Annotated in this window: 22 protein-coding genes; 19 read left to right on the forward strand and 3 right to left on the reverse strand. The window is 47.2% G+C overall.

Annotated features, from left to right (window positions below; genetic code table 11):
* Position 1: 1 nt before the first annotated feature.
* Positions 2-1,564, reverse strand: coding sequence for a sigma-54-dependent Fis family transcriptional regulator (locus tag O59_RS02315; RefSeq protein ID WP_007639110.1), 1,563 nt, complete (start codon positions 1,562-1,564; stop codon positions 2-4).
* 290 nt (positions 1,565-1,854) lie between these two features.
* On the opposite strand from O59_RS02315, the gene O59_RS02320 reads away from it, so the two are divergent.
* From O59_RS02320 to O59_RS02350, 7 genes are all read left to right on the forward strand, one after another.
* On the forward strand, positions 1,855-3,294 hold the full coding sequence (locus O59_RS02320) for a CmpA/NrtA family ABC transporter substrate-binding protein (protein ID WP_007639111.1): 1,440 nt from the start codon (positions 1,855-1,857) through the stop codon (positions 3,292-3,294).
* A gap of 2 nt (positions 3,295-3,296) precedes the next feature.
* Positions 3,297-4,124 carry a nitrate ABC transporter permease gene (gene ntrB, locus O59_RS02325; protein WP_007639112.1) on the forward strand — a complete coding sequence of 276 codons (828 nt, stop codon included), beginning with the start codon at positions 3,297-3,299 and terminating at the stop codon, positions 4,122-4,124.
* A gap of 4 nt (positions 4,125-4,128) precedes the next feature.
* The gene (locus O59_RS02330; protein WP_007639114.1) at positions 4,129-5,013 is read left to right on the forward strand and encodes an ABC transporter ATP-binding protein; all 885 of its coding nucleotides are present in this window, start codon (positions 4,129-4,131) and stop codon (positions 5,011-5,013) included.
* A gap of 10 nt (positions 5,014-5,023) precedes the next feature.
* Entirely contained in the window at positions 5,024-5,464 is a 441-nt protein-coding gene (gene cynS / locus O59_RS02335) for a cyanase (RefSeq protein WP_040391059.1), read from the forward strand.
* 5 nt (positions 5,465-5,469) lie between these two features.
* The gene (locus O59_RS02340; protein WP_007639118.1) at positions 5,470-5,916 is read left to right on the forward strand and encodes a nuclear transport factor 2 family protein; all 447 of its coding nucleotides are present in this window, start codon (positions 5,470-5,472) and stop codon (positions 5,914-5,916) included.
* Positions 5,917-6,031: 115 nt separating this feature from the next.
* A complete protein-coding gene (locus O59_RS20825; protein ID WP_007639120.1) occupies positions 6,032-7,360 on the forward strand; it encodes a CAP domain-containing protein in 1,329 nt (442 codons plus the stop codon).
* Positions 7,361-7,747: 387 nt separating this feature from the next.
* A complete protein-coding gene (locus tag O59_RS02350; protein WP_232283022.1) occupies positions 7,748-9,376 on the forward strand; it encodes a glycoside hydrolase 43 family protein in 1,629 nt (542 codons plus the stop codon).
* 58 nt (positions 9,377-9,434) lie between these two features.
* Here O59_RS02350 and O59_RS02355 read toward each other — a convergent pair whose 3' ends face one another.
* Positions 9,435-9,899 (reverse strand): Lrp/AsnC family transcriptional regulator, encoded by a 465-nt coding sequence (locus O59_RS02355; protein ID WP_040391367.1) that lies wholly within the window; start codon positions 9,897-9,899, stop codon positions 9,435-9,437.
* Positions 9,900-10,196: 297 nt separating this feature from the next.
* Between O59_RS02355 and leuA the strand changes: the two genes are divergently transcribed.
* The 7 genes from leuA to O59_RS02390 all read left to right on the forward strand — a co-directional run bounded on the left by leuA (position 10,197) and on the right by O59_RS02390 (position 19,411).
* Positions 10,197-11,864 carry a 2-isopropylmalate synthase gene (gene leuA / locus O59_RS02360; protein ID WP_007639125.1) on the forward strand — a complete coding sequence of 556 codons (1,668 nt, stop codon included), beginning with the start codon at positions 10,197-10,199 and terminating at the stop codon, positions 11,862-11,864.
* A 435-nt stretch (positions 11,865-12,299) separates the two neighbouring features.
* Positions 12,300-13,550 (forward strand): ABC transporter permease, encoded by a 1,251-nt coding sequence (locus tag O59_RS02365; RefSeq protein ID WP_007639128.1) that lies wholly within the window; start codon positions 12,300-12,302, stop codon positions 13,548-13,550.
* Between the two features lie 14 nt (positions 13,551-13,564).
* The gene (locus O59_RS02370; RefSeq protein ID WP_007639130.1) at positions 13,565-14,827 is read left to right on the forward strand and encodes an ABC transporter permease; all 1,263 of its coding nucleotides are present in this window, start codon (positions 13,565-13,567) and stop codon (positions 14,825-14,827) included.
* A 197-nt stretch (positions 14,828-15,024) separates the two neighbouring features.
* Positions 15,025-15,750: an ABC transporter ATP-binding protein gene (locus O59_RS02375; RefSeq protein ID WP_007639136.1), complete on the forward strand. Its 726-nt coding sequence runs from the start codon at positions 15,025-15,027 to the stop codon at positions 15,748-15,750.
* A gap of 5 nt (positions 15,751-15,755) precedes the next feature.
* A complete protein-coding gene (locus O59_RS02380) occupies positions 15,756-16,994 on the forward strand; it encodes an ABC transporter permease (protein WP_007639137.1) in 1,239 nt (412 codons plus the stop codon).
* A gap of 10 nt (positions 16,995-17,004) precedes the next feature.
* Complete coding sequence (locus tag O59_RS02385) at positions 17,005-18,270, forward strand: ABC transporter permease (RefSeq protein ID WP_007639138.1); 1,266 nt, start codon at positions 17,005-17,007, stop codon at positions 18,268-18,270.
* 67 nt (positions 18,271-18,337) lie between these two features.
* Complete coding sequence (locus O59_RS02390) at positions 18,338-19,411, forward strand: efflux RND transporter periplasmic adaptor subunit (RefSeq protein ID WP_007639139.1); 1,074 nt, start codon at positions 18,338-18,340, stop codon at positions 19,409-19,411.
* Positions 19,412-19,490: 79 nt separating this feature from the next.
* Here the strand turns inward: O59_RS02390 and O59_RS02395 are convergent, their stop codons facing one another.
* Positions 19,491-20,228: a hypothetical protein gene (locus O59_RS02395; protein ID WP_007639140.1), complete on the reverse strand. Its 738-nt coding sequence runs from the start codon at positions 20,226-20,228 to the stop codon at positions 19,491-19,493.
* A gap of 207 nt (positions 20,229-20,435) precedes the next feature.
* Between O59_RS02395 and O59_RS02400 the strand changes: the two genes are divergently transcribed.
* The 5 genes from O59_RS02400 to O59_RS02420 all read left to right on the forward strand — a co-directional run bounded on the left by O59_RS02400 (position 20,436) and on the right by O59_RS02420 (position 24,506).
* Positions 20,436-21,353, forward strand: a complete 918-nt coding sequence (locus O59_RS02400; protein ID WP_007639141.1) for a MipA/OmpV family protein — start codon at positions 20,436-20,438, stop codon at positions 21,351-21,353.
* 19 nt (positions 21,354-21,372) lie between these two features.
* A complete protein-coding gene (locus tag O59_RS02405; RefSeq protein WP_225318519.1) occupies positions 21,373-21,798 on the forward strand; it encodes a DUF3019 domain-containing protein in 426 nt (141 codons plus the stop codon).
* 45 nt (positions 21,799-21,843) lie between these two features.
* Positions 21,844-23,001, forward strand: coding sequence for a hypothetical protein (locus O59_RS02410; RefSeq protein ID WP_040391061.1), 1,158 nt, complete (start codon positions 21,844-21,846; stop codon positions 22,999-23,001).
* Positions 23,002-23,012: 11 nt separating this feature from the next.
* Positions 23,013-23,738 (forward strand): hypothetical protein, encoded by a 726-nt coding sequence (locus tag O59_RS02415; protein ID WP_007639144.1) that lies wholly within the window; start codon positions 23,013-23,015, stop codon positions 23,736-23,738.
* Positions 23,739-23,804: 66 nt separating this feature from the next.
* Positions 23,805-24,506 carry a winged helix-turn-helix domain-containing protein gene (locus tag O59_RS02420; RefSeq protein WP_007639146.1) on the forward strand — a complete coding sequence of 234 codons (702 nt, stop codon included), beginning with the start codon at positions 23,805-23,807 and terminating at the stop codon, positions 24,504-24,506.

A 24,506-nucleotide genomic window follows, 5' to 3' on the forward strand; every position in this document is an offset into this window, starting at 1 on the left:
TTTATTGCGGGTACGCAGCCAATAGCTGTTGCCGGTTTATCCCTAATTTTTTCAAGCGCGAGGCAAGGGTAGTGGGTTTGATACCCAGTAATTGCGCCGCACCATCCACGCCATAAATTTTCCCGCCTGTGCGCACTAACGCATCCAGCGTTGCCTGGTATTGCATCTGGCGACAATCCTGTTCGGTCAGTGTCTCGCTCTCTGATTGAAGTGGCAGTTGGCTGGCTTGTTGGTATTGCGGGAGGTCATCCAGTACTAATTTATCGCCCTGGCTGAGAATTACCTGCCGTTCGATGCGGTTTTCCAACTCGCGGATATTACCTGGCCAGTGATAGGCCTGCAGGCGCTGGATTTGGGCGAGGGAAATTTTAAGCGCTGTTTTGTGAAACCGCTGGCAGGTGGCCTGTAAAAAATGCGCGACCAGCAGCGGTATATCCTCCAATCGTTCGCGCAGCGGTGCCGAGCGGATGGGAAAAACATTCAGGCGAAAATACAAATCCTCGCGGAATAAACCCTGTTCAACACGCTGTTTTAAATCGCGATTAGTGGCCGTTATTACCCGTACATCCACCTTGCGGGTGATGGATTCGCCCACCCGTTCGAATTCACCGTCCTGCAATACGCGCAATAATTTTCCCTGTAACGCCAGTGGTAATTCGCCGACCTCATCAAGAAATAGTGTGCCGCCATCGGCAACTTCAAAGCGGCCCATACGCGCGCTCACGGCGCCGGAAAATGCACCGCGCACATGGCCAAAAAATTCGCTTTCAAATAATTCCGGTGGAATAGCTGCACAATTAACCCGAATCAACGGGCGCTGATTGCGCTCACTGGCACGGTGAATAGCGCGCGCGATCAATTCCTTGCCCGTGCCTGATTCTCCGGTAATCAAGACCGTGGCTACCGTGGGTGCGACCAACTGAATCTGGTGATTGATCTGCTGCACGGCGGGGCTTTTACCCACAATATGATGGGAGCTAAAACCCTCGCTGATTTCCTGTTGCAGATAGGCATTTTCAAGTTCCAGTTTGTGTTTCAGCTGGCCAACTTGTTCCAGCGCCAAACGCAGCTCTTCCATGGTGGAATGCAATTTTGCCTGCGCGCTTTTACGCTCCGATACATCGCGAAAAATAACCACTGCACCCACCCGTTTACCCTGATCAAAAATCGGCGTACTGGTGTACTCCACCGGTACCGGATGGCCGTCGCGACACCAAAACACTTCATCATCCACACGCCGCACCGTGCCATCGTGAAACGCCGCAAAAATCGGGCAGTCCTGCACGCAGTAATCCGAGCCATCGTTATGGCTATGATGAATCGCCAAGTGAATATTGTTACCAATCAGTTCCTCCGCCTTCCAGCCTAGAATCCGCTCCGCCGCCGGGTTGACGAAGGTGGCGCGCCCCTGCGCGTCCACACCATAAATACCTTCACCCGCCGCATTCAGGATCAGTTGGTTTTGCTGTTCAAATTGTTGGAATACCTGAGTAATCGCCGACATAGCAGGAGTGGATTGATGCTGCGCGGCGGAGTGATGGACTGGGCAGGGCAGGTTGCTCACAGAGGATCCCCTTGCTGGATGCGGTAGGTGGTGGTTGAGTGAATACACACCAGCTAATACAACGAAAAATCGTGCCAAGCTGAACGAAATTTCGTGAGTCACGATTTTTCGTTGTTATCGTTACCCGTAATAATAAAAAATCCCCTTAAAAATCAGTTAATTACGAAAAATTAAGAGGTTGGCACGGGGCTCGCAATAAGCCTTGTAGCAAGTCAACGCAAGTTCCGGATTTTTCATTGATTCAGCGCGTCGCCAAGTGTTGGTGCGTGCATGCATACAAAGGGGGCGTTATGAGCGATAAAAGTTTGGGTGATGCATACAGCAGCGAAACCTCATTGATTCACCAGCGTGGTTGCCATTGCGATACCTGTCGCTTGGGGGCAGATAACCGTGCCTATTCACAGGCTTTGGAACAACAGGCAGAGCAATACGCCCGGGTGGATTCCATATCGGCGGATGGGAATTTAGGTTCCAGCGAAGCGGTGATGGATCGTGTTATTGAAAACGCCATAGTGCGCGCGGTGTTTAATCAGGATGATCATGGCCGCCGTCGTTTTATTCGTGCGGTAGGTGGCGGCACCCTCGCCGCCGCACTCTCCTCGGTACTGCCCATGGCGGCGATTAAAGCGGCGGCGCAAGAAGCGGGCGGTCCGCTGGAAAAGAAAAAACTCAATGTTGGTTTTGTGCCTATCACCTGTGCAACGCCGATCATCATGGCGCAGCCCATGGGCTTTTACGCCAAACACGGCTTGGAGGTGGAGGTCATTAAAACCGCGGGCTGGGCCGTGGCGCGCGATAAATCCCTCGCCGGTGAATACGATGCCTCGCATATGTTGACGCCCATGCCGCTGGCGATGAGTTTGGGTATCGGCTCAACCGCCAAAAATTTCATTATGCCGGCGGTGGAAAATATCAACGGTCAGGCGATTGTGTTGCATGTAGATCACAAGGATAAACGCGATCCCAAGCAGTGGAAGGGGTTTAAATTTGGCGTGCCTTTTGAATTTTCCATGCACAATTTTTTGCTGCGCTATTACCTTGCCGAACACGGTTTAGATCCGGATCAGGATGTGCAGATCCGCGTAGTACCGCCGCCGGAAATGGTCGCGAACTTGCGCGCCGGTAACCTCGATGGTTACCTCTCGCCTGACCCTTTTAACCAGCGGGCGGTATGGGAAAAAGTCGGTTTTATCCACACCCTCACCAAAGATATTTGGGATGGCCACCCCTGTTGTGCTTTTGCCTGCAGCCAGGAATTTGCGCTGACCAATCCCAACACCTATGGCGCGCTGCTCAAGTCGATTGTGGAAGCGACGCACTATTCCTCAAAGGCAGAAAATCGAAAGGAAATTGCCGCTGCGATTGCCCCCGCCAATTATCTCAACCAACCCGTGCAGGTTATTGAACAGGTGCTGCTGGGCCGCTACGCCGATGGTTTGGGCGAGGTGAAAAATGTGCCCGACCGCATCGACTTTGATCCTTTCCCCTGGCACTCCATGGCGGTATGGATTCTCAGCCAAATGAAGCGCTGGGGTTATATCAAAGGCGCGGTGGACTACCAGACCATCGCGCGTCAGGTTTATCTCGCAACCGATTGTGAAAAGGTTATGAAAGAGTTGGGTTATGCCGTTCCCACCAGCACCAACAAAAACTATTTCATCATGGGCAAAGAATTTGATTACACCAAGCCCGATGAATACATCAATAGTTTTCCAATTCGCAGGGGTTAAATATGAGTTCACTTAACCTGCGTGCGCTGCTGGTGTCGCTGAGTTTTCTGGTGTTGGTGCTGGGCCTGTGGGAGTTTTCCTCACAAGCACCAGCGGCCAGTGAAGCGCAATCGGAATATGAATTGCTCATGGGCGGTGCGGAACAAGAAGCGCGCGTGCCGCCACCCTCGGCAGTGTTAGTGCGTGCGTGGGAAGAACTGCGCAATCCTTTTTACGATGCGGGCCCCAACGATAAAGGCATAGGTATTCAACTCGGCTATTCGCTATATCGCGTACTGAGCGGATTTTTTCTCGCAACAATTATTGCATTGCCAGTGGGATTTTTAATCGGCATGTCGCCGCTCATGTACCGCGCATTAAATCCTTATATCCAAGTGTTGCGCCCCATCTCACCACTGGCGTGGATGCCACTTGCGCTGTTCATTATTAAGGATTCAGAAACCTCGGCAATTTTTGTGATTTTTATTTGCTCCATTTGGCCGATGTTATTGAACACCGCATTTGGTGTAGCGAATGTACGTGAAGATTGGATCAATGTTGCACGCACTCATGAGCTATCACCGTTACGCACGGCGTTCACCGTTATTTTACCGGCAGCGGCGCCGACTATTTTAACCGGCATGCGCATTTCTATCGGCATCGCCTGGTTGGTCATTGTCGCTGCCGAAATGTTGGTTGGTGGCACCGGGATTGGTTACTACGTGTGGAATGAATGGAATAACCTGGATTTAACCAGTGTGATTTTTTCCATCCTGATGATTGGCCTGGTGGGCATGTTGTTGGATATGGCACTCACTGCCGCTACCAAATTGGTCCAATACGAGGAGTAGTGGAATGAGCCAATCTTTTTTACAAGTTCAACAACTGGCGAAACGTTTTGTATCAAAGCAAGAAACACTCACGGTATTTGAGCAAGCCAATTTTACGATTGAGAAAGGCGAGTTCGTTTGCATTATTGGCCATTCGGGCTGCGGCAAATCGACCATCATGAATACCCTCGCCGGTTTGGATGTGCCCACTGAAGGCGTAGTAATTATGGATGGCCGTGAAGTCAGCGGCCCGAGTTTGGAGCGCGGGGTGGTGTTTCAAAATTATTCGCTATTGCCTTGGTTAAGTGCGCTCGACAATGTGATGTTTGGTGTGCGCGCTCGCTGGCCACAATGGAGTAAAGAAGTAGTTCGCACTCACAGTCTGCGCTATTTAGCGATGGTGGGTTTACAAGGAGTTGAACAGCGCAAACCCGCGCAATTATCCGGCGGTATGCGCCAGCGAGTTTCCATCGCTCGCGCCTTTGCTACCCAACCAAAATTATTATTACTCGACGAACCCTTTGGCGCCCTGGATGCATTAACTCGCGGCGTGATTCAAGACGAGCTAGTGAATATCTGCAGCGAAACTCGCCAAACGGTTTTTATGATTACCCACGATATCGATGAAGCCATTTTATTATCGGATCGAATTTTATTAATGAGCAATGGGCCGGGCGCGGTGATTGCAGAATCGGTGGTGGTGGATTTGCCCAAGCCGCGTAAACGCGCCGAAATAATTCATCACCCCGGTTATTACACCATTCGCAATCATCTGGTGGAGTTTTTAGTGAAGCGCTCAAAAATATTTACTAAAAATTCTGCGAGTGACGAATTCCCAATCAGTGTAAACCCGCTAGACCAGCCATCAGTCGAGCAATCGACACCTGTTAAGCAACTTGTTAATGCCTGAGGAAACCACTATGAAAAAGCAAGACGTTGTAGAAGCCATTGTTATCGCAAAACAAAAAATGAACCTGACGTGGGAAGGTGTTGCAGAGAGCATTGGCATGTCGCCGGTGTGGACCACCTCGGTCTGTTTGGGTATGAACAGCGCGCCGGCGGATAAAGCGGAAGCGCTGTGCAAAGTGTTCGATTTACCGGAAGCTGCCAAAATTGCATTGATGCAATGCCCCAGTAAAAGTTGGGAACCGAATGTTCCGCAAGATCCGTTGATTTATCGTTTGTATGAAATGATCGGCGTATATGGCCCAACGATTAAAGAAATCATTCACGAGAAATTTGGTGACGGCATTATGAGTGCGATTGATTTTTCCATGGAAATTGGCAAAGAAGAAAATCCGAAAGGTGATCGGGTGATCATCAATCTCAATGGCAAATTCCTGCCCTACAAAGCCTGGTAATCATTATGAATGTGCAATCCGCTGTGGATTTAACAGCCGTTGTACCCCGGCCGCCGTTTCCTCCCTTCACGGCAGAAACGGCGCTAAAAAAAGTACAAGCGGCAGAAGATGCCTGGAATAGCCGCGACCCCGAACGTGTTGCTATGGCTTACACGCCGGACAGTGAGTGGCGTAACCGCGATCAATTTTTTTCCGGGCGTGAATCTATCGTTAAATTCTTGCAAGCGAAGTGGAACAAAGAGCTGGATTATCGCCTGAAAAAAGAATTGTGGGCATTCACTGAAAATCGCATTGCGGTGCGTTTTGAATATGAATGGCACGATGCCGAAGGGCAATGGTTTCGTTCTTATGGTAATGAAAATTGGGAGTTCGCTGAAAATGGATTAATGCAGCGACGTTTTGCGAGTATTAACGATGTGAAGATTAGTGCAGAGGAAAGAAAGATCTTATAACCAAAGGTTGTTATGTACCATCGGTGCAAACCTTGACTTGTGGTTGGAGTCTCGGTTGGTGCTAACCAATCTTGCTAGTATCAAAACTGTTATTGGCAAGATTGGTTAAAGCGCTATGAACACTACATTATTTTTTAGAAGATCCCTTTCCATTTTTGCACTCTGCCTTTTAGTGTGCGGTGGTGGTTTAGTGTCCTGTGGTGGCGGAGGTGGGGGTTCATCCGGAAACTCAAATCCATCGGCGCCCGCGAGCCCATCTTCCGCTAACCCTGTATCCAGCACTAGCGCAAGTAGCATTTCTTCCGCGCTGAGCAGCGGGGCTAATTCCTCAAATAGTTCACTCGCTGCGCCACAAAATATTTCTGCCATCCCTGGCACCGCGTCGGTCACGCTAACCTGGAACGCCGTTGCCGGTGCAACTGGCTATCGAATTTACTACGCATCCGAAACCAATATTCTGATTAACAATATTGCCAGTTTTGCTGATGGAACCCGGGTAGATGATGCAACGTCGCCGCGTATTATTACCAACCTGCGCAACGGCGAAACCTATTATTTTGTGGTGACCGCACTCAACGGAAATCAGGAAAGTATTGCGAGCAGTGAAGTCAGTGCAACACCGAGTACAATTGATTTAGCCAAACAGCCAACTGCGCAGGAGGTATTAGTCGTTGAGTTAATAAATCGCGCTCGCGCTAATCCTGATTTGGAAGCGACCCGTCTGGGAATCGGTTTAAACGATGGCATCACCGGCACTCAAATTACCAACACACCCAAACCACCGCTTGCCCATAATTTGTTGTTGATTGAATCTTCACGCGTACATTCGCAATGGATGTTGGATGCCGATATTTTTTCCCATACAGGTGAAAATAATTCAACACCCCATGAACGGATGCAGGCAGCAGGTTATACATTTACCGGCAATTGGACGAGTGGGGAAAATATCGCCTGGGGCGGAACGACTGGAAGTACAATCAATTTAACCAGCTACGCGATTTCACAACACGAAGGATTATTTAAATCACCGGTGCATCGCGTGAATATTCTTAACGCCAATTTCCGTGAGTTGGGTGTTGGACAACTGCAAGGTTATTTTATGCAGGATGGGCGCAATTATTTATCGTCCATGCTCACGCAAAACTTTGCGCGTTCCGGTTCAAGCTATTTTTTAACGGGTGTTATTTACGACGATAAAAATAACAACGAATTTTATGATGTGGGTGAAGGGTTAAGTGGTATAACGATTACCACCAATGGAAAATCCTATCCCGTATTTAATTCCGGCGCCTATTCAATCCCACTTACCAATGGCAATTATGAATTGAGTATCACCGGCGATGCATTAGGAGCACCAGTTTATTATTCGGTGCAGGTAGCCAATCAAAACCAAAAACTGGATGTGGTTAAGTCGGGAAATGATCTTAGTGTTGTTATTCCCTAAAACTTTAAAATCATGAATTCTACTGCGGGATAGAACTTATCCCGCTAGTAAGGGTAATTCCCCATTTACCATAAATGCGTCACGCGTAAATCGAAATACGTCGGCTTTATCCCGTTGTTTAAAAGCTACTTCCTTAGCGCTAACTTCACACAATTACGCGGTAATTTCTTTTGGTATTTTTTGTGCAAGTGCTGACATGGTGAACCCCTATCATTAAACAATGTGCGATTTGCACTTATGATGGTTTATATGTGCATTTTGAACAAGTTTTAAGCGAAAAGTAAAGAATGAGTAAAGACCTTGTGATGAATTGCTTAGTAGCAGGAAATCACTGAGGATAGACCACCGATTCGTCACATAAACCAAACAAAAGAAAGGATCAGCAAGGTGCAAGAACTCACTCATTTCCAAAACGACTCTATGGAGTTTCACAGCTCACTGCCCAAGCGGAAGGTTTTGCCTGCCGTTTTTATACTCACGGGTTTGCTATTGGTGTTGAGTGTGTTGATGGGCTGCCAAACGGCGGAGATCAAAAAACCGTTTGCTCATAATCCTGTGATCTGGGCAGATGTGCCTGACCCAGCTGTGATGCGCGTGGGCGACACTTATTATATGAGTAGCACCACCATGCATATGAATCCCGGTTTGCCGATTATGAAATCAAAGGATTTGGTAAATTGGGAAATGGTGCGTTATGCCTATCCAATTTTATCAAGCGATGAAAAATCCAGTTTGAATAATGGCAAAGAAGCCTATGGTGAAGGAACTTGGGCGAGTAGCTTGCGTTATCACAATGGGCGTTATTACGTCAGTAGTTTTTCCAATACCACCAAAAAAACCTATATTTTTTCAACGGACAATATTGAAACTGGCGATTGGCAACGAGTCGAAATCGATGCCTTGTTTCATGATTCATCATTATTTTTTGATGATGGCCGTGTATTTATGATTTATGGCAATGACGATATTTTTATCGTCGAGCTAACCGCTGATGCTACGGCAATAAAAAAAGACGGCGTTAATCGTGTATTGATCCCAAAAGCGTCACGTGTTGCAGGCGATAAATTCTGGGTTCCTTCCGAAGGTTCGCAGATGTTAAAAGTAAACGGAAAATATTACTTAAATTTAATTTCCTGGCCCGCGAATAAAATGCGTACACAATTAATTTATCGCTCGGATACTTTGCTGGGAAGCTATGAAGGCAGGGTCGCATTAACGGACAAGGGCATCGCCCAAGGTGGATTAATTGATACACCCGATGGAAAATGGTATGCATTTTTATTTCGTGACCGTGGTGCAGTAGGGCGAATTCCTTATTTGGTTCCTGTGCATTGGAAAGACGGTTGGCCGATATTTGGTGTAAACGGCAAGGTGCCTGATGAGTTACCGATTCAAGTTACACATCAAGGATTCAATAATATTATTGAATCGGATGAATTTTATTATGCTGCCAATCAGCCGCTCAAAATGGCGTGGCAATGGAATCACAATCCAGTTGCCGAAGGCTGGTCGCTTACCGATCGCAAAGGATTTTTACGTTTAACCAATTTGCGTTTGGATAAAAGTTTTGTTGAAACGCAAAATACCCTAACCCAACGCACGTTTGGCCCTGTTTCAACTGCGCATACATTCATTGATGCCAGCAACATGAAATCAGGCGATTACGCTGGTATTGGTGCTTTGCAATCTGCCTATGGATTTATAGGCGTTGAAAAAACCAAAGAAGGTTTATTCATTGTGATGGCGAGCGGTGAAAAAGATCAGTGGGATGTGATTGAACGAGTTCCGCTCACTGAATCAAAAATTCATTTAAAAACCTATACGGATTTCCGCGACTTGAAAGACACGGCAACTTTCGCTTACAGCCTTGACGGCATTGAGTGGAAACCTATCGGCAACACCCTGCAGATGAAATATTCACTGGATCATTTTATGGGCTATAGGTTTGCCCTGTTTAACTTCGCCACAGAGCAAACCGGCGGCAGTGTAGATTTTGATTTTATGCGTTTGGAGTAATTGCCGTTTTATAAGTGTGGATGGATGCTTTTTTCAAACACATCAAAACCTCAAGTGTTCATCCCACTGGCAACGCCGTTTTATCAATGGGCGATTTCAGCACAAACGACGAATGCACCCCGCTCACCCCTTCGATGCGGGTGAGTTTTTGCAGCAGGAATTGTTGATAAGCATCCATATCCTTCACTATGACCTTTAACAGGTAATCCGCCGACTGCCCGGTGATCAAGTGGCATTCCAACACTTCGGGGTAGGCTTCTACCGTTTTTTCAAAGGAATCAAACCTGTCCGGGGTGTGTTTATCCATGCTGATCTGGATGAATGACACCAATGTCAGCCCGAGTTTGCGTGCATTGAGTAGCGCGACATAACCATCGATCAGCCCCGCTTCCTCAAGTGCGCGCACGCGGCGCAGGCAAGGGGAGGGCGACAGGCTGATACTGTCTGCCAATTCTTGGTTGGAAATGCGCCCATTTTGTTGCAGCGCCTCAAGGATCAAACGGTCGTAACGGTCGAGTTCCATAGCGATAAACTCCATATGATGGAAATTAAATTTCAATAAATTGAATTTTATAGCAATAATATTGTTCAATTATTGATATTAACACAAGCTTCGCAATCATCTGCCAAGCTCATCTGCCTATACTGGGCACATGTTGATAAAAGCCGTGCGCTACCCGCGCCGGAATGGGGTTCCTACCTGTGTGACCGCACTTCCAGGAATCCAGCGCTGTTATCCCCAGCTGTTGTGACCGGACCGGGCTTTCCATCAACCTCTATTTTTTACGATATACCTTTTTGCGACATCACGGAGTCAACCATGCTTGCCAATCCATCCAGCAAATACCAGCGTTTTGTCGGTGTTTCCTTGCCCGACCGCCAATGGCCGAATAATCACATTGAAAAACCGCCCATTTGGATGAGCACTGACCTGCGCGATGGCAATCAAGCACTGATCGACCCTATGTCCGTTGCCACCAAAATGCGTATGTTCAAAGAATTGGTCGCGATTGGTTTTAAAGAAATCGAAATCGGTTTTCCTTCGGCCAGCGAAATTGATTACAACTTCACTCGCCAATTGATCGAAGAAAATTTAATTCCCGATGACGTTACCATCGAAGTATTGGTGCAAGCGCGTTACGACTTGATCGAAAAAACCGTGGAAAGTTTGCGCGGCGCCAAGCGTGCGATTTTGCATATGTACAATCCACTCGCACCAGCGTTCCGTAAAATTGTGTACAACACCGATGAAGCAGGTGTAAAAAATATCGCGATTCAAGGTACTAAATGGTGCAAAGAATTAACCGCGAAAGCACCGGAAGTGGATTGGACTTTCCAATACTCGCCGGAAGTGTTTTCATCGACTGAAATCGAATTGGTAAAAGACGTGTGCGATGCGGTGGTAGAAATTTGGAATCCATCCCCGCAAAAGAAATTGATTTTGAATTTGCCCGCAACGGTGGAGATGAACACACCGAATACCTATGCCGATCAAATCGAGTGGATTCACCGTAATATCAATCGCCGCGATTCTATTGTTATCAGCGTGCATCCGCACAATGATCGTGGCACCGCAGTGGCTGCGGCAGAATTGGCAGTGATGGCGGGTGCAGATCGTGTTGAAGGTTGTTTGTTTGGCAACGGCGAGCGCACCGGTAATGTGTGTTTGGTTACCTTGGCGATGAATTTGTATTCGCAGGGTGTTAGCCCAGGGTTGGATTTTTCTGACATAGATCGCGTGCGTAAATTGCATGAAGAGTGCACGCAATTGCCGGTGCATCCGCGTCACCCCTATGCCGGCGAATTGGTATTTACCGCTTTTTCTGGTTCGCATCAGGACGCGATCAAAAAAGGTTTTGCAGTGCAGAAAAAAGACGCACTCTGGGAGGTACCTTATTTGCCAATTGACCCGGCCGATTTGAATCGCAGTTACGATGCGGTAGTGCGGGTAAACGCGCAGTCCGGTAAAGGCGGTGTGAGTTTCCTGTTGCAACAGGAAGCCGGTTTGCAATTGCCGCGTCGTTTGCAAATTGAATTTAGCGGTGTGGTACAAAAAGTTAGCGACAGCACCGGGAAAGAAGTTAAAGCGACTGACATCGCACGGATTTTTAACGACGAATATTTTGCGGTAAATTCGCCTATCACTTATCAATCGAGTAAGTTTAGTGAGCAGGATGACACGCATCAGGTTGATATAGTCATCCACGCCCAACATCAGGACAAAACCGTGCAAATCAGCGGCAGCGGTAACGGCCCCATCGATGCCGCCGCCCACGCAATCAGTCAATTTATCGATGCGGAAGTGAGCGTGATTGATTATTCCGAACATTCCGTCGGTGAAGGTTCTGATGTGGCCGCGGTGACTTACGTGGAAATCAAAGTGAAAAATGGCAAACCGGTTTACGGTGTAGGGCAAGATCGCAACATTATTACCTCGGCTATAAAAGCGTTGATTAATGGTGTGAATCGCAGTGGGGCAATTAGCTAAGTAATACCGTTTTATCCAATCTAAAAAGCGCAGCTTCCTAAGATAACTCAAAGGGGCTGCGCTTTTTTATTCACTCTTTTTGAATCCAAATCAGTTCAATCATCATCCAACTATCGAGTCAACCAAATTCTATCCCCCAACCTGAATTTGGTTTTCTCTCCGCACTTGATAGCCAGCCGTGTGCAGCACCCCGGGGCGCGGCTGGTTATTGGGTTCCCGGCAGGTGCTGCTGCAGGGGCTCTTTTTTGTCAATTTGCAACTGCATTTTTATAGATGAAAGTGCTAAGCACGCGGGTTGAACAAATATCCAAGTACACCAGTCTGTGTTAATTTGGGCGCCTTATTAATAAAAACAGTGGGAAGTGAATCCAAAAAGGAGATGGGTGCGTCAAAGCACTTATCCAGCTACTGCTACCGCACGATTAGGAAATCGCCATGGACAGCTTGCAAGAAATTCTATTTACCCTGCGCCAAAATAAACTCCGTACTGCGCTTACCGCCTTCGGTGTGTTTTGGGGCATTTTAATGTTGATCCTGTTGCTCGGCTCCGGGCGCGGTATGCAAAACGCGTTCGCCGATGGTTGGAGCAACGACGTTTCCGATTCGATTTGGATTTTCCCCAGTACCACCTCTGTACCTTATTTGGGTCTACCGGTTGGCCGTCAAATTGCGTTGACCGACAGTGATATGGCAGCAATTCGCCAACAAATTCCCGGTGTGGGTTATCTCTCCAGCGAAAATCCGCTCGGCTCTTTTATTAATTCTGATATTTCAGTGATGTACGGCAATAAGTCCGGCAGCTTTGGGGTGCTGGGTGTGGCTGATCAATATTTTAATATCAAAGAAAAAGTGCGCTTTGATGATGGCCGCCGTTTGAATCCGTTGGATCAAGATGACAACCGCAAAGTGGTGGTAATAGGTACACGCGTGAGCGAACGATTATTTACCACCCACGCCGAAGCCATGGGCAAAGAAATACTAATTAACGGCATTTCTTTCAAAGTGATTGGTTTGTTTTACGACAAGGGCAATCAGGGGCGAATGTCGGAACGGTTGTATATGCCGGTGACCGCATTTAAAAAATCCTTTGGCGGTGGTCAAGAAGTAGCGTTAATTACTGTGCGACCCAAACCCGGTGTCGATGGCATCAAACTGGAAGAAGATATTCTCGCGCTGTTAAAACAGCGCCACAAAATTGCCCCCGACGATGTGCGTGCAATTGAAGTGAGCAACAAAGCGCGCGAAGCGGAAGACATCAACGCCATGTTTACCGGCTTGAATATGTTTATCTGGTTGGTGGGCATTGGCACTTTGCTCGCGGGCATTGTGGGGGTAAGCAATATCATGATTATCACGGTGAAAGAGCGCACCCGCGAAATTGGTATTCGCAAAGCACTGGGCGCTAAACCCAGTTCCATTGTGGGGAGCCTGTTGTTTGAATCGGTATTGGTGACCAGCGTGGCGGGTTACAGCGGTTTGGTATTGGGCGTGGGAATTTTGGAAGGCGTCTCGGCACTATTAACCGCATTAAAAGTAGAACTGCCTTTTTTTCAACAACCGGAAATCGATTTGGGTATCGCCATTAGCGCATTGTTATTGCTGATTCTCTCCGGGGTTTTTGCCGGATTAATGCCCGCATTGCGCGCTGCGCGCATCATGCCGGTTGAAGCAATGAAAGCCGAGTAGGGAAGGAGCAAAATATGTTTGATTGGGATAAATGGCAAGAAATTATCAACAGCCTCAAAAAACAAAAACTGCGCACTGGCTTAACGGCCTTTGGTGTTTTTTGGGGAATTTTTATGTTGGTTATTCTGCTCGGTTTTGGCACGGGCTTTGGCAGCAAAATTGAAGGCATTTTTGGCGATGCAAAAAATGTAGTAATTTTTTGGCCATCCAATACTACCCAGCTCGCCTTTGAAGGCCTGGGTAAAGGCCGCAGTGTGAAATTTACCGAAGCCGATGTAGAAGCCATTCGCCAAAAAATTGCCAGCGTAGAAATGGTGGATGGAAAGAATAATCTCGGCGCCTGGGGTGCCGCGCAGTATGTGGTTTATGGCAAAGAGAGCGGTTCGTTTTCGGTTAATGGCAGCCACCCCGGTTGGGAGCCGTTTGAATTTTTGAAAGTGACGGAAGGTCGCTACATTAACGCGCTGGACGAGCGCGAGAAACGCAAGGTGGCGGTAATAGGCACCCGCGTGCAGGAAGTTTTATTTAAAGATGGTACTAACCCTATTGGTGAGGCGATTAAAGTAAACGGTGTGCAATTTGTGGTGGTGGGAATTTATAAATCCACCGAACCGGGAGATGGTGCGCAGCAAGCTAACAGTAAAATAATTTTACCCAATCAAACGCTGCGCTACGCGTTTAATCAAGTCGACGCATTTCAAATGTTATTTTTTACTCCGGCACAAGGTTACAGCGCCTTTGATGCCGAACGCGATGTCAAACAATTGCTCTACCAACGCAATCGCATTCACCCGGATGATTCCGGTGTGATCGGCGGTTTTAATATGGAGCAGGTCTATCAGCAAAATCGTGGTTTGGTAACCGGAGTAATCGGCTTTAGTTGGATGGTGGCGATTGGCACCATCATCGCCGGGGTAATTGGTGTCGGCAATATTATGTTGGTGGTGGTAAAAGAGCGCACGCGCGAAATTGGGTTGCGCAAAGCCATGGGGGCAACGCCCTTGAACATAAGCTTGATGATTGTGCATGAATCGCTGGTGATTACCGTACTTGCCGGTTACACCGGTTTGGTTGCGGGAGTATTTTTATTGGAAGGTATTCGCGCTTTGCTGGTTGGCTTGGGGCAGGGCGATGGCATTTTTGCGTCACCGTTTATTGATATTCAAATTGCAATCATGGCGCTTGCGGTGCTGGTGATTACCGGCGTGGTGGCAGCCTTATTACCAGCACGTAATGCGGCGAGTGTGAATCCCATTACTGCTTTGCAAGATGAATAAAATTGTTAGTGCAGTGAATCCAAAGCTGCTGCTAATGCATCAAAGTTAACAATAAGTCACTAATGGTGACACTTCACAATCGCGCTTAGCTGACACTGGTCATAAAAGTGTTAAGCGCGGTTAAAAAATACGGCTAGCCCTTGAAAAGTGAATAAGCTGCCTGCGCAGCCAACGAGCAAACCGCCAAGGAATTTAACATGATCAAACTCCATAACATCCATAAGTACTATCACTCCGGCGAGCAACCGCTGCATGTATTAAAGGGCATCGACCTGCATATCCGTGAAGGTGAATTGGTTTCGATTATGGGTTCCTCCGGTTCCGGTAAATCGACGCTGCTGAATATTCTCGGCATTTTGGATAGCCACGATCAGGGCGATTATTTTCTCGCCGGCCGTGAAATCAAAAACCTCAAAGAAAAAACAGCGGCAAAACTGCGCAATGAATTGTTGGGTTTTGTATTTCAATCGTTCAATTTATTGCCGTTTAAAAATGCTACAGAAAATGTTGCGCTGCCACTTTATTACCAGGGTGTCAGCCGCAAAGAGCGGAACTACCGTGCGGCACAATATTTGGAAATGGTGGGCTTGAGTAATCGCGCTACCCATATGCCTAATGAACTATCCGGTGGGCAAAAACAGCGCGTGGCGATTGCCCGTGCCTTGGTGACTAAACCTAAAGTGATTCTCGCCGATGAACCCACTGGTGCATTGGATAGCCAAACGACCCAGGAAGTAATGGCGCTGATAAAAGAAGTTCATCAGTTGGGCAATACCATTGTGATTGTTACCCACGAACAGGATATTGCTGATCAAACTCAACGGCAGATTATTTTAAAAGACGGTTTGATTGTTTCGGGCAAACACCATCATGCGCCACTAATAACGGCGGATGATCAGGATGAAGAAGAGATTCTAGGGTAAACACCATGTTTGATGGCTTACAAGAAATCCTCTACACCCTGCGCCAGAATAAATTGCGCACCCTGTTGACTGCCTTTGGGGTGTTCTGGGGTATTTTCATGTTGATTCTATTGCTCGGTGCCGGGCGTGGAATGCAGAACGGTGTTTACGATGGTTTTGGTTCTGACGTGCTGGATTTTATTGTGGTCTATACCGGCACAACGTCGATCGCCCACAACGGCAGGGGCGTCGGACGTCAAATTGAGTTAACAACGGAAGATATTGCGGCGATTCAACAAAAAATCCCCGGAGTACGTATTGCTGCAGCGGAGAGCCAGCGCGGTGGAATCTCAATCATTTATGAAAAGAAAAATGGTTCTTTTGGAGTGCACGGTGTGCCCGATGATTTTTTCAAAATAAAAGAATCGGTGCCATTTAATTTTGGTCGAAAAATTAACCCGCTCGACGATCAACAGATGCGCAAAATTGCGGTCATTGGCACCGTGGTGAGCGAAAGATTATTTGGTAAAGATATAGACCCGGTGGGTAAAGATATTCGCGTTAACGGTGTAGTGATGAAAGTGGTGGGAGTGTTTTACGACAAGGGTAATCGCGGGCAGGATTCTGAGCGGGTGTACATACCACAAACTACTTTTCAAAAACTGTTTGGTACCAGCGATAAAATTGGCTCCATTTGGTTGCGCCCCCAAGCAGGGGTTGACGGTTTTAAATTTGAAGAAAGTGTCATGCAATTATTAAGGCAACGCCATCAGGTTTCACCGGAAGACAAACGTGCAATCCGTTCGTTCAATATGGCTGAGCCGGCAAAAATGGTGAACGGATTATTTTTGGCAATTAATGCATTCATTTGGTTTGTCGGATTGGGAACATTAATGGCCGGTATAGTCGGGGTGAGCAATATCATGATTATTACCGTGAAGGAGCGCACCCGTGAAATTGGTATTCGCAAAGCGCTGGGCGCAACACCTTTTGGCATTGTCACTACCTTGTTAATGGAATCGATTTTGGTAACGGCAATCGCCGGTTATGCAGGTTTGGTTTTGGGTGTGGGTCTATTGGAATTAGTGTCTTTTGGTTTGCGTTCAGCGGGGGCAAATTTACCTTTCTTCCAAAACCCGGAAGTGAATTTTCAGGTGGCGATTACCGCCATTATTTTATTGGTGTTGGTTGGTGCCTTAGCAGGTTTAGTCCCTGCTTTAAAAGCAGCACGTATCGCACCTATTGAAGCCATGCGCGCTGATTAAGGGCCACTTTATGTTAATAGATACCGAAAAGTGGCAGGAAATTTTCCTCACCCTTAATCAGCATAAAATGCGTACCACACTTACGGCATTTGGTGTGTTCTGGGGCATTTTTATGCTCACTGTTTTGCTCGGCGCCGGTAAAGCCTTGGAAAATGGGGTGGTGGAAGATTTTAAAGAAATTCCCAATGCAGTGTGGATCTGGTCGCAAAGCCCAACACAACTGGCTTATCAAGGTTTACCGGTTGGCCGGCAAATCCGTTTGAAAGTAGATGACGTCGAAGCGATTAAAAATAATGTGCCTAGTGTAGACAGAATTTATGCGCAAAATAGCGTGGGAATTTGGGATGGCTCACCAGCCTACACGGTATACAAAAAAAATAATGGCAGCTTTCCCATTCAAGGTACCCATGCGGGCATGGCGAATATCCACCAACAAAAAATTGTGGAAGGCCGTTATATCAATGAAATAGATGATAACAAGCGCCGCAAGGTGGCAATCATCGGCACTCGCGTAAAAGAGATTTTGTTTAAGCAGGGGGAAAATGCAGTTGGTGCGGATATTACCTTGGCGGGTATTAGTTTTCAGGTAGTGGGCGTTTATAAATCCAGCTCGACTAATCCCAACAGTGCTGAAGAAGAAAAGGTTTATATTCCCAATGACACGCTGCGCTACGCCTTTAACCAAGCGGATTGGGTGGGCAGTTTTGTGGTAATTCCTCCAGCAGGTATACATGCCGCTGTCGCAGAAGCGGATGTAAAAAAATATTTGTACGCGCGCAATAAAGTTGATCCAAATGATATGGGTGTATTGGGCAGTTTTAATTTGCAAAATGAATTCGACAAAATTTACGGTTTGTTCACTGGTATTAATGTGTTCAGTTGGATTGTAGCGATTGGCACCATTATGGCCGGTGCAATTGGTGTGGGTAATATTATGTTGATTGTAGTGAAAGAGCGCACCCGTGAAATTGGTTTGCGCAAAGCACTCGGCGCAACACCGGCATCCATTATTGGCATGATTGTACAAGAGTCAGTTTTTATCACCGCCATTGCCGGGTATTTCGGCTTGGTAATGGGCGTACTTTTATTGGAAGGTATCAGTATGCTGATGGAAGCCAATGGCGGTAGTGCCGGCATGTTCCGCAACCCGGAGGTGGATTTTAATACCGCCCTGAGCGCCGTAGCAGTATTAATTTTTTCAGGGTTCCTGGCTTCACTGATGCCTGCCGCAAAAGCAGCAACTGTGAATCCGATTGTCGCGCTGCAAGACGAGTAAGTTATTCACCACACTGTTTTAATTAATTTTACATCCACCATTTTTTAGCAATCGCAAGAAGGACGTCATGAAAAAGTTTATCTGGTTTGCCGTATTAGGTTTAATCGCGGTAGTGTTTATTGGCACTGCAGTATTCCTCTACAACAAATCCCAGGAAAAACCTGTGGTTTATCAATCGGACGAAGTATTTAAAACCACGATTGTGAAAAAGACGGTGGCAGTGGGTAAGGTGATTCCGCGGCGCGAAGTGGAAATTAAATCCCAGGTTTCCGGTGTCGTAGAAAAGTTGTATGTGGTTGCCGGTCAGAATGTAAACAAAGGCGATATCATTGCCAAAATTACTCTGGCACCCAATATGGTGATGTTGAACCAAGCTGAATCGCAATTAGAAACAGCAAAAATCAATTTACAAAATGCTACTGACGAATTTCAACGGCAGAAAAAACTATTTGCGGATAAATTAATTTCTACCTCTGAATTTAACAAATTCATGTTGAACTATGATTTGCAGCGTGAGGCAGTGACCGCCGCGGAAAATAATTTGCTGCTGATGAAATCCGGTGCCACTAAAAAATCCGATAAGGTTTCCAACATGATTCCCGCTACCGTCACCGGTATGATTCTGGATCTGCCCTTTAAAGAAGGTGCATTTATTGTAGAGACCAGCTCCTTCGGTGCGGGTACTACTATTGCCACTCTTGCTGACATGAACGACATGATTTTTGAAGGCATGGTGGATGAATCTGAAGTGGGCAAAATCCGCGAAGGCATGGAGTTGGTTCTGGATGTCGGTGCGCTTGAAGGCGAACCCTTCACCGCCGTATTGGAATATATTTCACCCAAGGGTGTAACCGACCAGGGCACGATTAAATTCCAAATCCGCGCCGCCGTAAAACTGAGTGAAAAATTATTCCTGCGCTCCAACTACAGTGCGAATGCCGATATTGTATTGGAGAAAAAAGAAGGCATATTGGCAATCAACGAAGGCAATTTAATTGTGGAAGAGAAAGCCCAATTTGTTGAAATCGAAACCGGCCCGCAAAAATTTGAGAAACGCGAAGTTAAAACCGGCATCTCCGACGGTATTAACATTGAAATTCTGGAAGGCTTAAAAGAAGGCGATAAGATCAAACATCGCTAACTCTGTTCATAGATCAATATCCATAAAAAATCCCGAGCAGATTTTCTGATCGGGATTTTTTATGAAACCCTATTACCACTTAGCGCTTGGTAGCAATCACATCCAGGGTCATAAAATAAATGGTCGTGGTTGACTCAAAGCCTGAATCGGTGCCGAGTAAAATCCAAACGCTGCCATCCTCTGCGGTTACACCGGAAAAGGCGCCTGGTTCGCTGCGCAAGGTTTTGCGCATATAGTCGGTGTTGCTGTCACCACACTCGCGGCTGTTGGCAAAATCTCCCAGCACTATGGCATCGCTGCCACCCACGGCTTGGTTGCCTTTGTCGATATTCATTAACAAATCACCAGCACCGTTATTTACGGCCAGTGGTTCGGTTTTACTCGCACCTGCCTTTATCCACACACTTTCACCCGGCGCACCGCCCACACCCATGCAATTTTTTTGCGCGTTGGTGCCAAAACGGACTTTGAATTGAAATTCATAGCGAGTATTAGGCTCAAGCCCTTCGAATTTTTTGGTGATGAACATAAATAAATCATCACTGTGATTATTGCCACTCAACTTATAACCCTTGCGGTTTGTCGCCAAACTGGCGGGCAGGGTGGTAGAGCCTGCATCAAGCTCATAAAACGTTTCCTGACCCAAAGGGTAATCCGCAAAACCCGATTTCCAATCGGTATTGGTATCGTTAAAGTCGATGCTCAAGGCTTTTGAATTGGGGTCTACCGGTGGTAGTTTTATGTCGCTCCCACAGGCGCTGAGTAAACCGGTACTTAGTAATAAAATGACGGCGGGAATATAGCCAGTGAGTTGCATAGGGTCGCTCCTTTTAAGGTTATCTTCTATGGAACTATTGTGTGCAGCGCTTGTGGCAGCGTCTGTGGTGGATATGTAGCGACTGGTAAAAAAGTGTAACAGCGAGGGGATTTTTTTTGTCGCCGGATAACAGCTACAATTCCTTACAACCCTATACCGCGCGCTGGTTTATAAATAAGCTATCCCTCTCTTCTTTTGTGCAATCTTATGACCCTGATCCGCCAACTGTTCACCACTTTCTTGCCCGCTTTGGTTGCGCCTTGTTTGGCGGCGACTGCGTTTGCCTGTGAGCAGGGGCAGGGCGATTGTGTGGAGGTAGGTAAATGGGAAGTGAGTGTTGGTTTGGGTGTTGGAGTGCGCACCAATCCACTGGCCGATAGTGACGATATTCCGCTGTTTATAGTCCCGCAGATTAATTATCAGGGTGAGCGCTTTTTTATCCAAAACCTGGATTTGGGTATGATCCTTTGGCAGAGTGAAACCCAACAGCTGAACCTGCTCGCCACTCCCAGTTACGATCAGGTCTTTTTTCATCGCTGGAGTCCGAGCAATTTTTTTATTGAAGGCAGTACGCTGGCGACTGCGGGAAAAGATACTGGCGGCGGCAAGAACCCGGTAGTGACCGAGGGTGATGGCGGCGACCGCGAATTGGTTGCGCCGGAATTTATGCCATTGCGCGAGCGCGATTTGCGCGATCGCCACATGGCTGGCCTTGCCGGTATTGAATATAGTTGGTCCAGTTCTTTGGTTGATCTACAGATCCAGTATTTAACCGACTTCACCCAAATTCATTCGGGCGAGGAACTGCGTATCGCCCTTGCCAAACAGTGGCGTTATGGCAAACACCAGTGGCTGGCGTCGGTGGGCGCTAATTGGCAGAGCCGCGAGGTAGTGAATTATTACTACGGCGTAAGTGATGCTGAGGCCGATGAGCGCGGTGCTTATATTACGGACGCGGCGCTCTCGCCGCTGCTGCGTTTGGATTGGAATTACGAGTTAAGCGCGCGCTGGGATTTGCGTGTGCTCGCCAGTTACCGTTTTTTACCCGACGAGATTTCAGCGAGCCCATTAATTAACGATAATAAAGTGATCACGGTTTTCGTTGGAGGGGTATACCATTTCTGATGGCCCGGTGCTGAACCGCTTGACCGCAACCTCGGTTGCATCCGGTTTATTCTTTGCAGCGCAGCTGCTGGGAAGCACGGCGCTCGCCAGCGATTTATCCGGCGCGGGTTCATCCGCATTACCGCTGATCCAGTTTTCCATCAAACCGCGTTTGTGTGTATTGAATGCCGGCGAAGAAGTGTGCCGCGACGAGCTGGAAGTTAAATGGCAATCCGCTGCGGTGCGTTCCCTGTGTTTGTATCAGTCGGATAAAACCGAACCGCTGCGCTGTTGGCAAGAGGCCACGCAAGGTGAATATCAATTTGAATTAACCGCCAGTGCAAGCACCGATTTTGAATTGCGCGAAATAGACACGGGAACAGCGGTGAGCGATCAGCGTTTTCAAGTGGTCTACAATGACAAAAAATACCGCCGGGCGCGGCGCAACCCCTGGAGCTTTTTTTAGTTCTGTTCCCCCCCGCAACCCATGGACTTATATAGGGTGTTCAATATGTTTCAAGCATTAGCTCACAAAGCGATTGCCTGTCTATTCCTGTTGGCAACTCCGGTTTTGGCCCAAACCGCTTTGTTTCATATGCAAGGTGAAATGGGTGATCGCGAAATGTATTTTGCAGATTTCAGGGTGGTGTCAGATAGGACACCAATGAATATGATTTTCGGCCCGCTCAGTGTAAAAGAGTTGGATGTGACCGCTGTGTATGAAAATGCTGCCAAACCGGAATACGTGGTAATGCGTTTGCAGTTTGAGTGCGTCAATAAATTTTCCTTCGATGAGAAAAATATTCCCAAGCAGCCGGGTTTTAGTGATCCGGTGAATATGCGCATGGCCGAGAATAGTTACATGCTGCGTCGGTCTGATTTAAAAAGCCAGGCAGTACCGACGAGTGACTGGAAACAAGTCAATTCGCCAATGTTATTAAAGGCCGCAAAAATCGCCTGTAATGATGATGTTATGCACACGGCAGTCAAAGCCGCACTAAACAAAAAAACCGAGCAATTTGAATTAGAGAAATTCAACAAAGAGATTCAAAAAATTGGATTGCCCGCCGATTTTTATTTAGTGAGTTATGTAACAGCGTCAGAATTTTTGGATTTTGCCTGGCAAGTAGCCTGGTGGCCAAAAAAACGCCCTGATCCAACCGGCAGATGGTCCAGTTATCCCACCAAAAAAGAGTGGGCTGAATATCAGAAAAAAATGGCGGAAATAGAAAACACTATTCAGTCGGCAGCGCAAACGATGAAACAGGACCTGGAGGCAAGCATCAACACCATGCAAGCCGAGTTTGATTTTAAGGAAGAGGCTGCAAAAATTCAGGGTAAACGGAAGTTGAATCGATTTGAGGTGCATTTAATTCAAGTCTGGCTTGGTAAAACAGAAACAGAAGTCGTCACAAAAATGGGCAACCCCATAGTCAATGAAGCGGGCAATATGCGCTTTTTGGACTACGCCAATGAATTCAATAATAAATCAGTAGTGATGGACATGAAGTCTGGCGCTGCGTGGGAAGAGGGCATTTATTCGCGCTGCAATTTTCAGTTTATTTTTATCCCTGACCAAAGTTCTGTGTGGCGGGTTGCGGATGTCCGGGTGTGGGCCAGTGGTGATAGCAGTTTTACCTGTAGCGGTTTTGCAGAAGTTCCAGATTAATAGGAGATAAAATGAAATATGTAATCAGTATTCTTGGTGCCAGTTTTTTCACGCTGTTAATTACTACCCACGCCAGTGCCAATTGTCCGGGTGGTATGGTGGCACAAGGAACCAATTGCGTAGCTGACCATAAAGAAAAAACAGCGGCTGCAGACAGCAATTTTGATGTCCTGGGCGGTATTATGGACACCAGCAAAAAAGAAATTAATGTTAAAGAAGCCATCGATGGCAATGTAAAAAATGCCTTGGAGAGCGCGGAGTACAAAGCGTGGGAGCAGGGCAGTTGGGAATTTTTTCAGGCCAGTTCCAAGGCAAAAAAAGGCGAGTATTGCACGGCGTTATTTAATAAACAGGGCAACATAGTGGCGTTAATGGGCCCCGGTGGTTCTTACAAAGGCGCGCTACTGGCCTTCTCCAATCTTGCCGATACCGCTAATGGCGGTGGCAAATTTCCCATACCGGAAAAACCCGGCACTATCGAACTCACGCTCTATCAAAATGCTGACCAACCCGCAAAAGTAAAAGCATTCCATTGGGATCTTGGTCAGGAGGATTTAGTGGGCGATGAAAAACCCCTGATTGTATTTGCGGTACCCACCATCGAGGCGGCGTTGGAAACGATGGAAGAAAAAATCAATTTTCGGCTGGAGTATAATGGCGACATTATCGAACAGGTTGAGTGGCATTCCGGTCAGATGGCAAAACAAAAATTGCTTGCTTGTTTGAAAGGTAACTAGCCGGTAAAAATTTTCGTTGATAACAGTATTTCGATTAATCTATTTCTATCTTCCGGGTCTGGCTCCATGTCGCACAACAATTTAATTTTATTGGTTGAAGATGACCGCCGTCTGGCGCAGCTGGTAAAAGATTTTCTAGAGAGCAATGATTTTCAGGTTGCAATTGAGGAAAACGGCAATCGGGTATTGCGTCAAGCGCAAAACTTGAATCCCGCTTTGATCGTATTGGACTTGATGTTGCCCGGTAAAGATGGACTGACCCTGTGCAAAGAATTGCGCCCGCAATTCAAAGGCCCGATTTTAATGCTCACCGCGCGCGATTCCGATGTGGATCAAGTATTGGGTTTGGAATATGGCGCCGACGATTATGTGATTAAACCGGCGGAGCCACGTGTATTGCTTGCCCGAATTCGCGCACTGCTGCGCCGCTATTACCAAAATGATCCGCGTGAACAGGAAGCCTTAAACTTTGGTGAATTGTGCATTCAGCCCACCGCACGTAAAGTATTATTGGCAGGGCAGGAAGTGGTGTTATCCAGTCATGAATACGATTTACTGCTCGCGCTCGCCGCGCAAGCGGGGCAAATTCTCAGTCGCGAATTTTTGTTTAACCATATATACAACCGCGAGTACGATGGCCTTGATCGCACTATCGATGTACGCATCTCCCAATTGCGCAAAAAATTAAATGATAATCCCGATAACCCGACGCGCATCAAAACCATTTGGGGTAAGGGCTATTTATTTATTGCTGATGCCTGGCAATAA

This window comes from Cellvibrio sp. BR (assembly GCF_000263355.1).
Taxonomy (GTDB): domain Bacteria; phylum Pseudomonadota; class Gammaproteobacteria; order Pseudomonadales; family Cellvibrionaceae; genus Cellvibrio.

Bases quoted from the DNA above. Each gene is read 5' to 3' on its own strand.
- O59_RS02380 (WP_007639137.1), top strand. From the start codon at position 15,756: ATGTTTGATGGCTTACAAGAAATCCTCTACACCCTGCGCCAGAATAAA.
- O59_RS02415 (WP_007639144.1), top strand. From the start codon at position 23,013: ATGAAATATGTAATCAGTATTCTTGGTGCCAGTTTTTTCACGCTGTTA.
- O59_RS02320 (WP_007639111.1), top strand. From the start codon at position 1,855: ATGAGCGATAAAAGTTTGGGTGATGCATACAGCAGCGAAACCTCATTG.
- O59_RS20825 (WP_007639120.1), top strand. From the start codon at position 6,032: ATGAACACTACATTATTTTTTAGAAGATCCCTTTCCATTTTTGCACTC.
- cynS (WP_040391059.1), top strand. From the start codon at position 5,024: ATGAAAAAGCAAGACGTTGTAGAAGCCATTGTTATCGCAAAACAAAAA.
- O59_RS02365 (WP_007639128.1), top strand. From the start codon at position 12,300: ATGGACAGCTTGCAAGAAATTCTATTTACCCTGCGCCAAAATAAACTC.
- O59_RS02385 (WP_007639138.1), top strand. From the start codon at position 17,005: ATGTTAATAGATACCGAAAAGTGGCAGGAAATTTTCCTCACCCTTAAT.
- O59_RS02395 (WP_007639140.1), bottom strand. From the start codon at position 20,228: ATGCAACTCACTGGCTATATTCCCGCCGTCATTTTATTACTAAGTACC.
- O59_RS02355 (WP_040391367.1), bottom strand. From the start codon at position 9,899: ATGGAACTCGACCGTTACGACCGTTTGATCCTTGAGGCGCTGCAACAA.
- leuA (WP_007639125.1), top strand. From the start codon at position 10,197: ATGCTTGCCAATCCATCCAGCAAATACCAGCGTTTTGTCGGTGTTTCC.
- O59_RS02410 (WP_040391061.1), top strand. From the start codon at position 21,844: ATGTTTCAAGCATTAGCTCACAAAGCGATTGCCTGTCTATTCCTGTTG.
- O59_RS02330 (WP_007639114.1), top strand. From the start codon at position 4,129: ATGAGCCAATCTTTTTTACAAGTTCAACAACTGGCGAAACGTTTTGTA.
- O59_RS02400 (WP_007639141.1), top strand. From the start codon at position 20,436: ATGACCCTGATCCGCCAACTGTTCACCACTTTCTTGCCCGCTTTGGTT.
- ntrB (WP_007639112.1), top strand. From the start codon at position 3,297: ATGAGTTCACTTAACCTGCGTGCGCTGCTGGTGTCGCTGAGTTTTCTG.
- O59_RS02340 (WP_007639118.1), top strand. From the start codon at position 5,470: ATGAATGTGCAATCCGCTGTGGATTTAACAGCCGTTGTACCCCGGCCG.
- O59_RS02420 (WP_007639146.1), top strand. From the start codon at position 23,805: ATGTCGCACAACAATTTAATTTTATTGGTTGAAGATGACCGCCGTCTG.
- O59_RS02370 (WP_007639130.1), top strand. From the start codon at position 13,565: ATGTTTGATTGGGATAAATGGCAAGAAATTATCAACAGCCTCAAAAAA.
- O59_RS02390 (WP_007639139.1), top strand. From the start codon at position 18,338: ATGAAAAAGTTTATCTGGTTTGCCGTATTAGGTTTAATCGCGGTAGTG.
- O59_RS02375 (WP_007639136.1), top strand. From the start codon at position 15,025: ATGATCAAACTCCATAACATCCATAAGTACTATCACTCCGGCGAGCAA.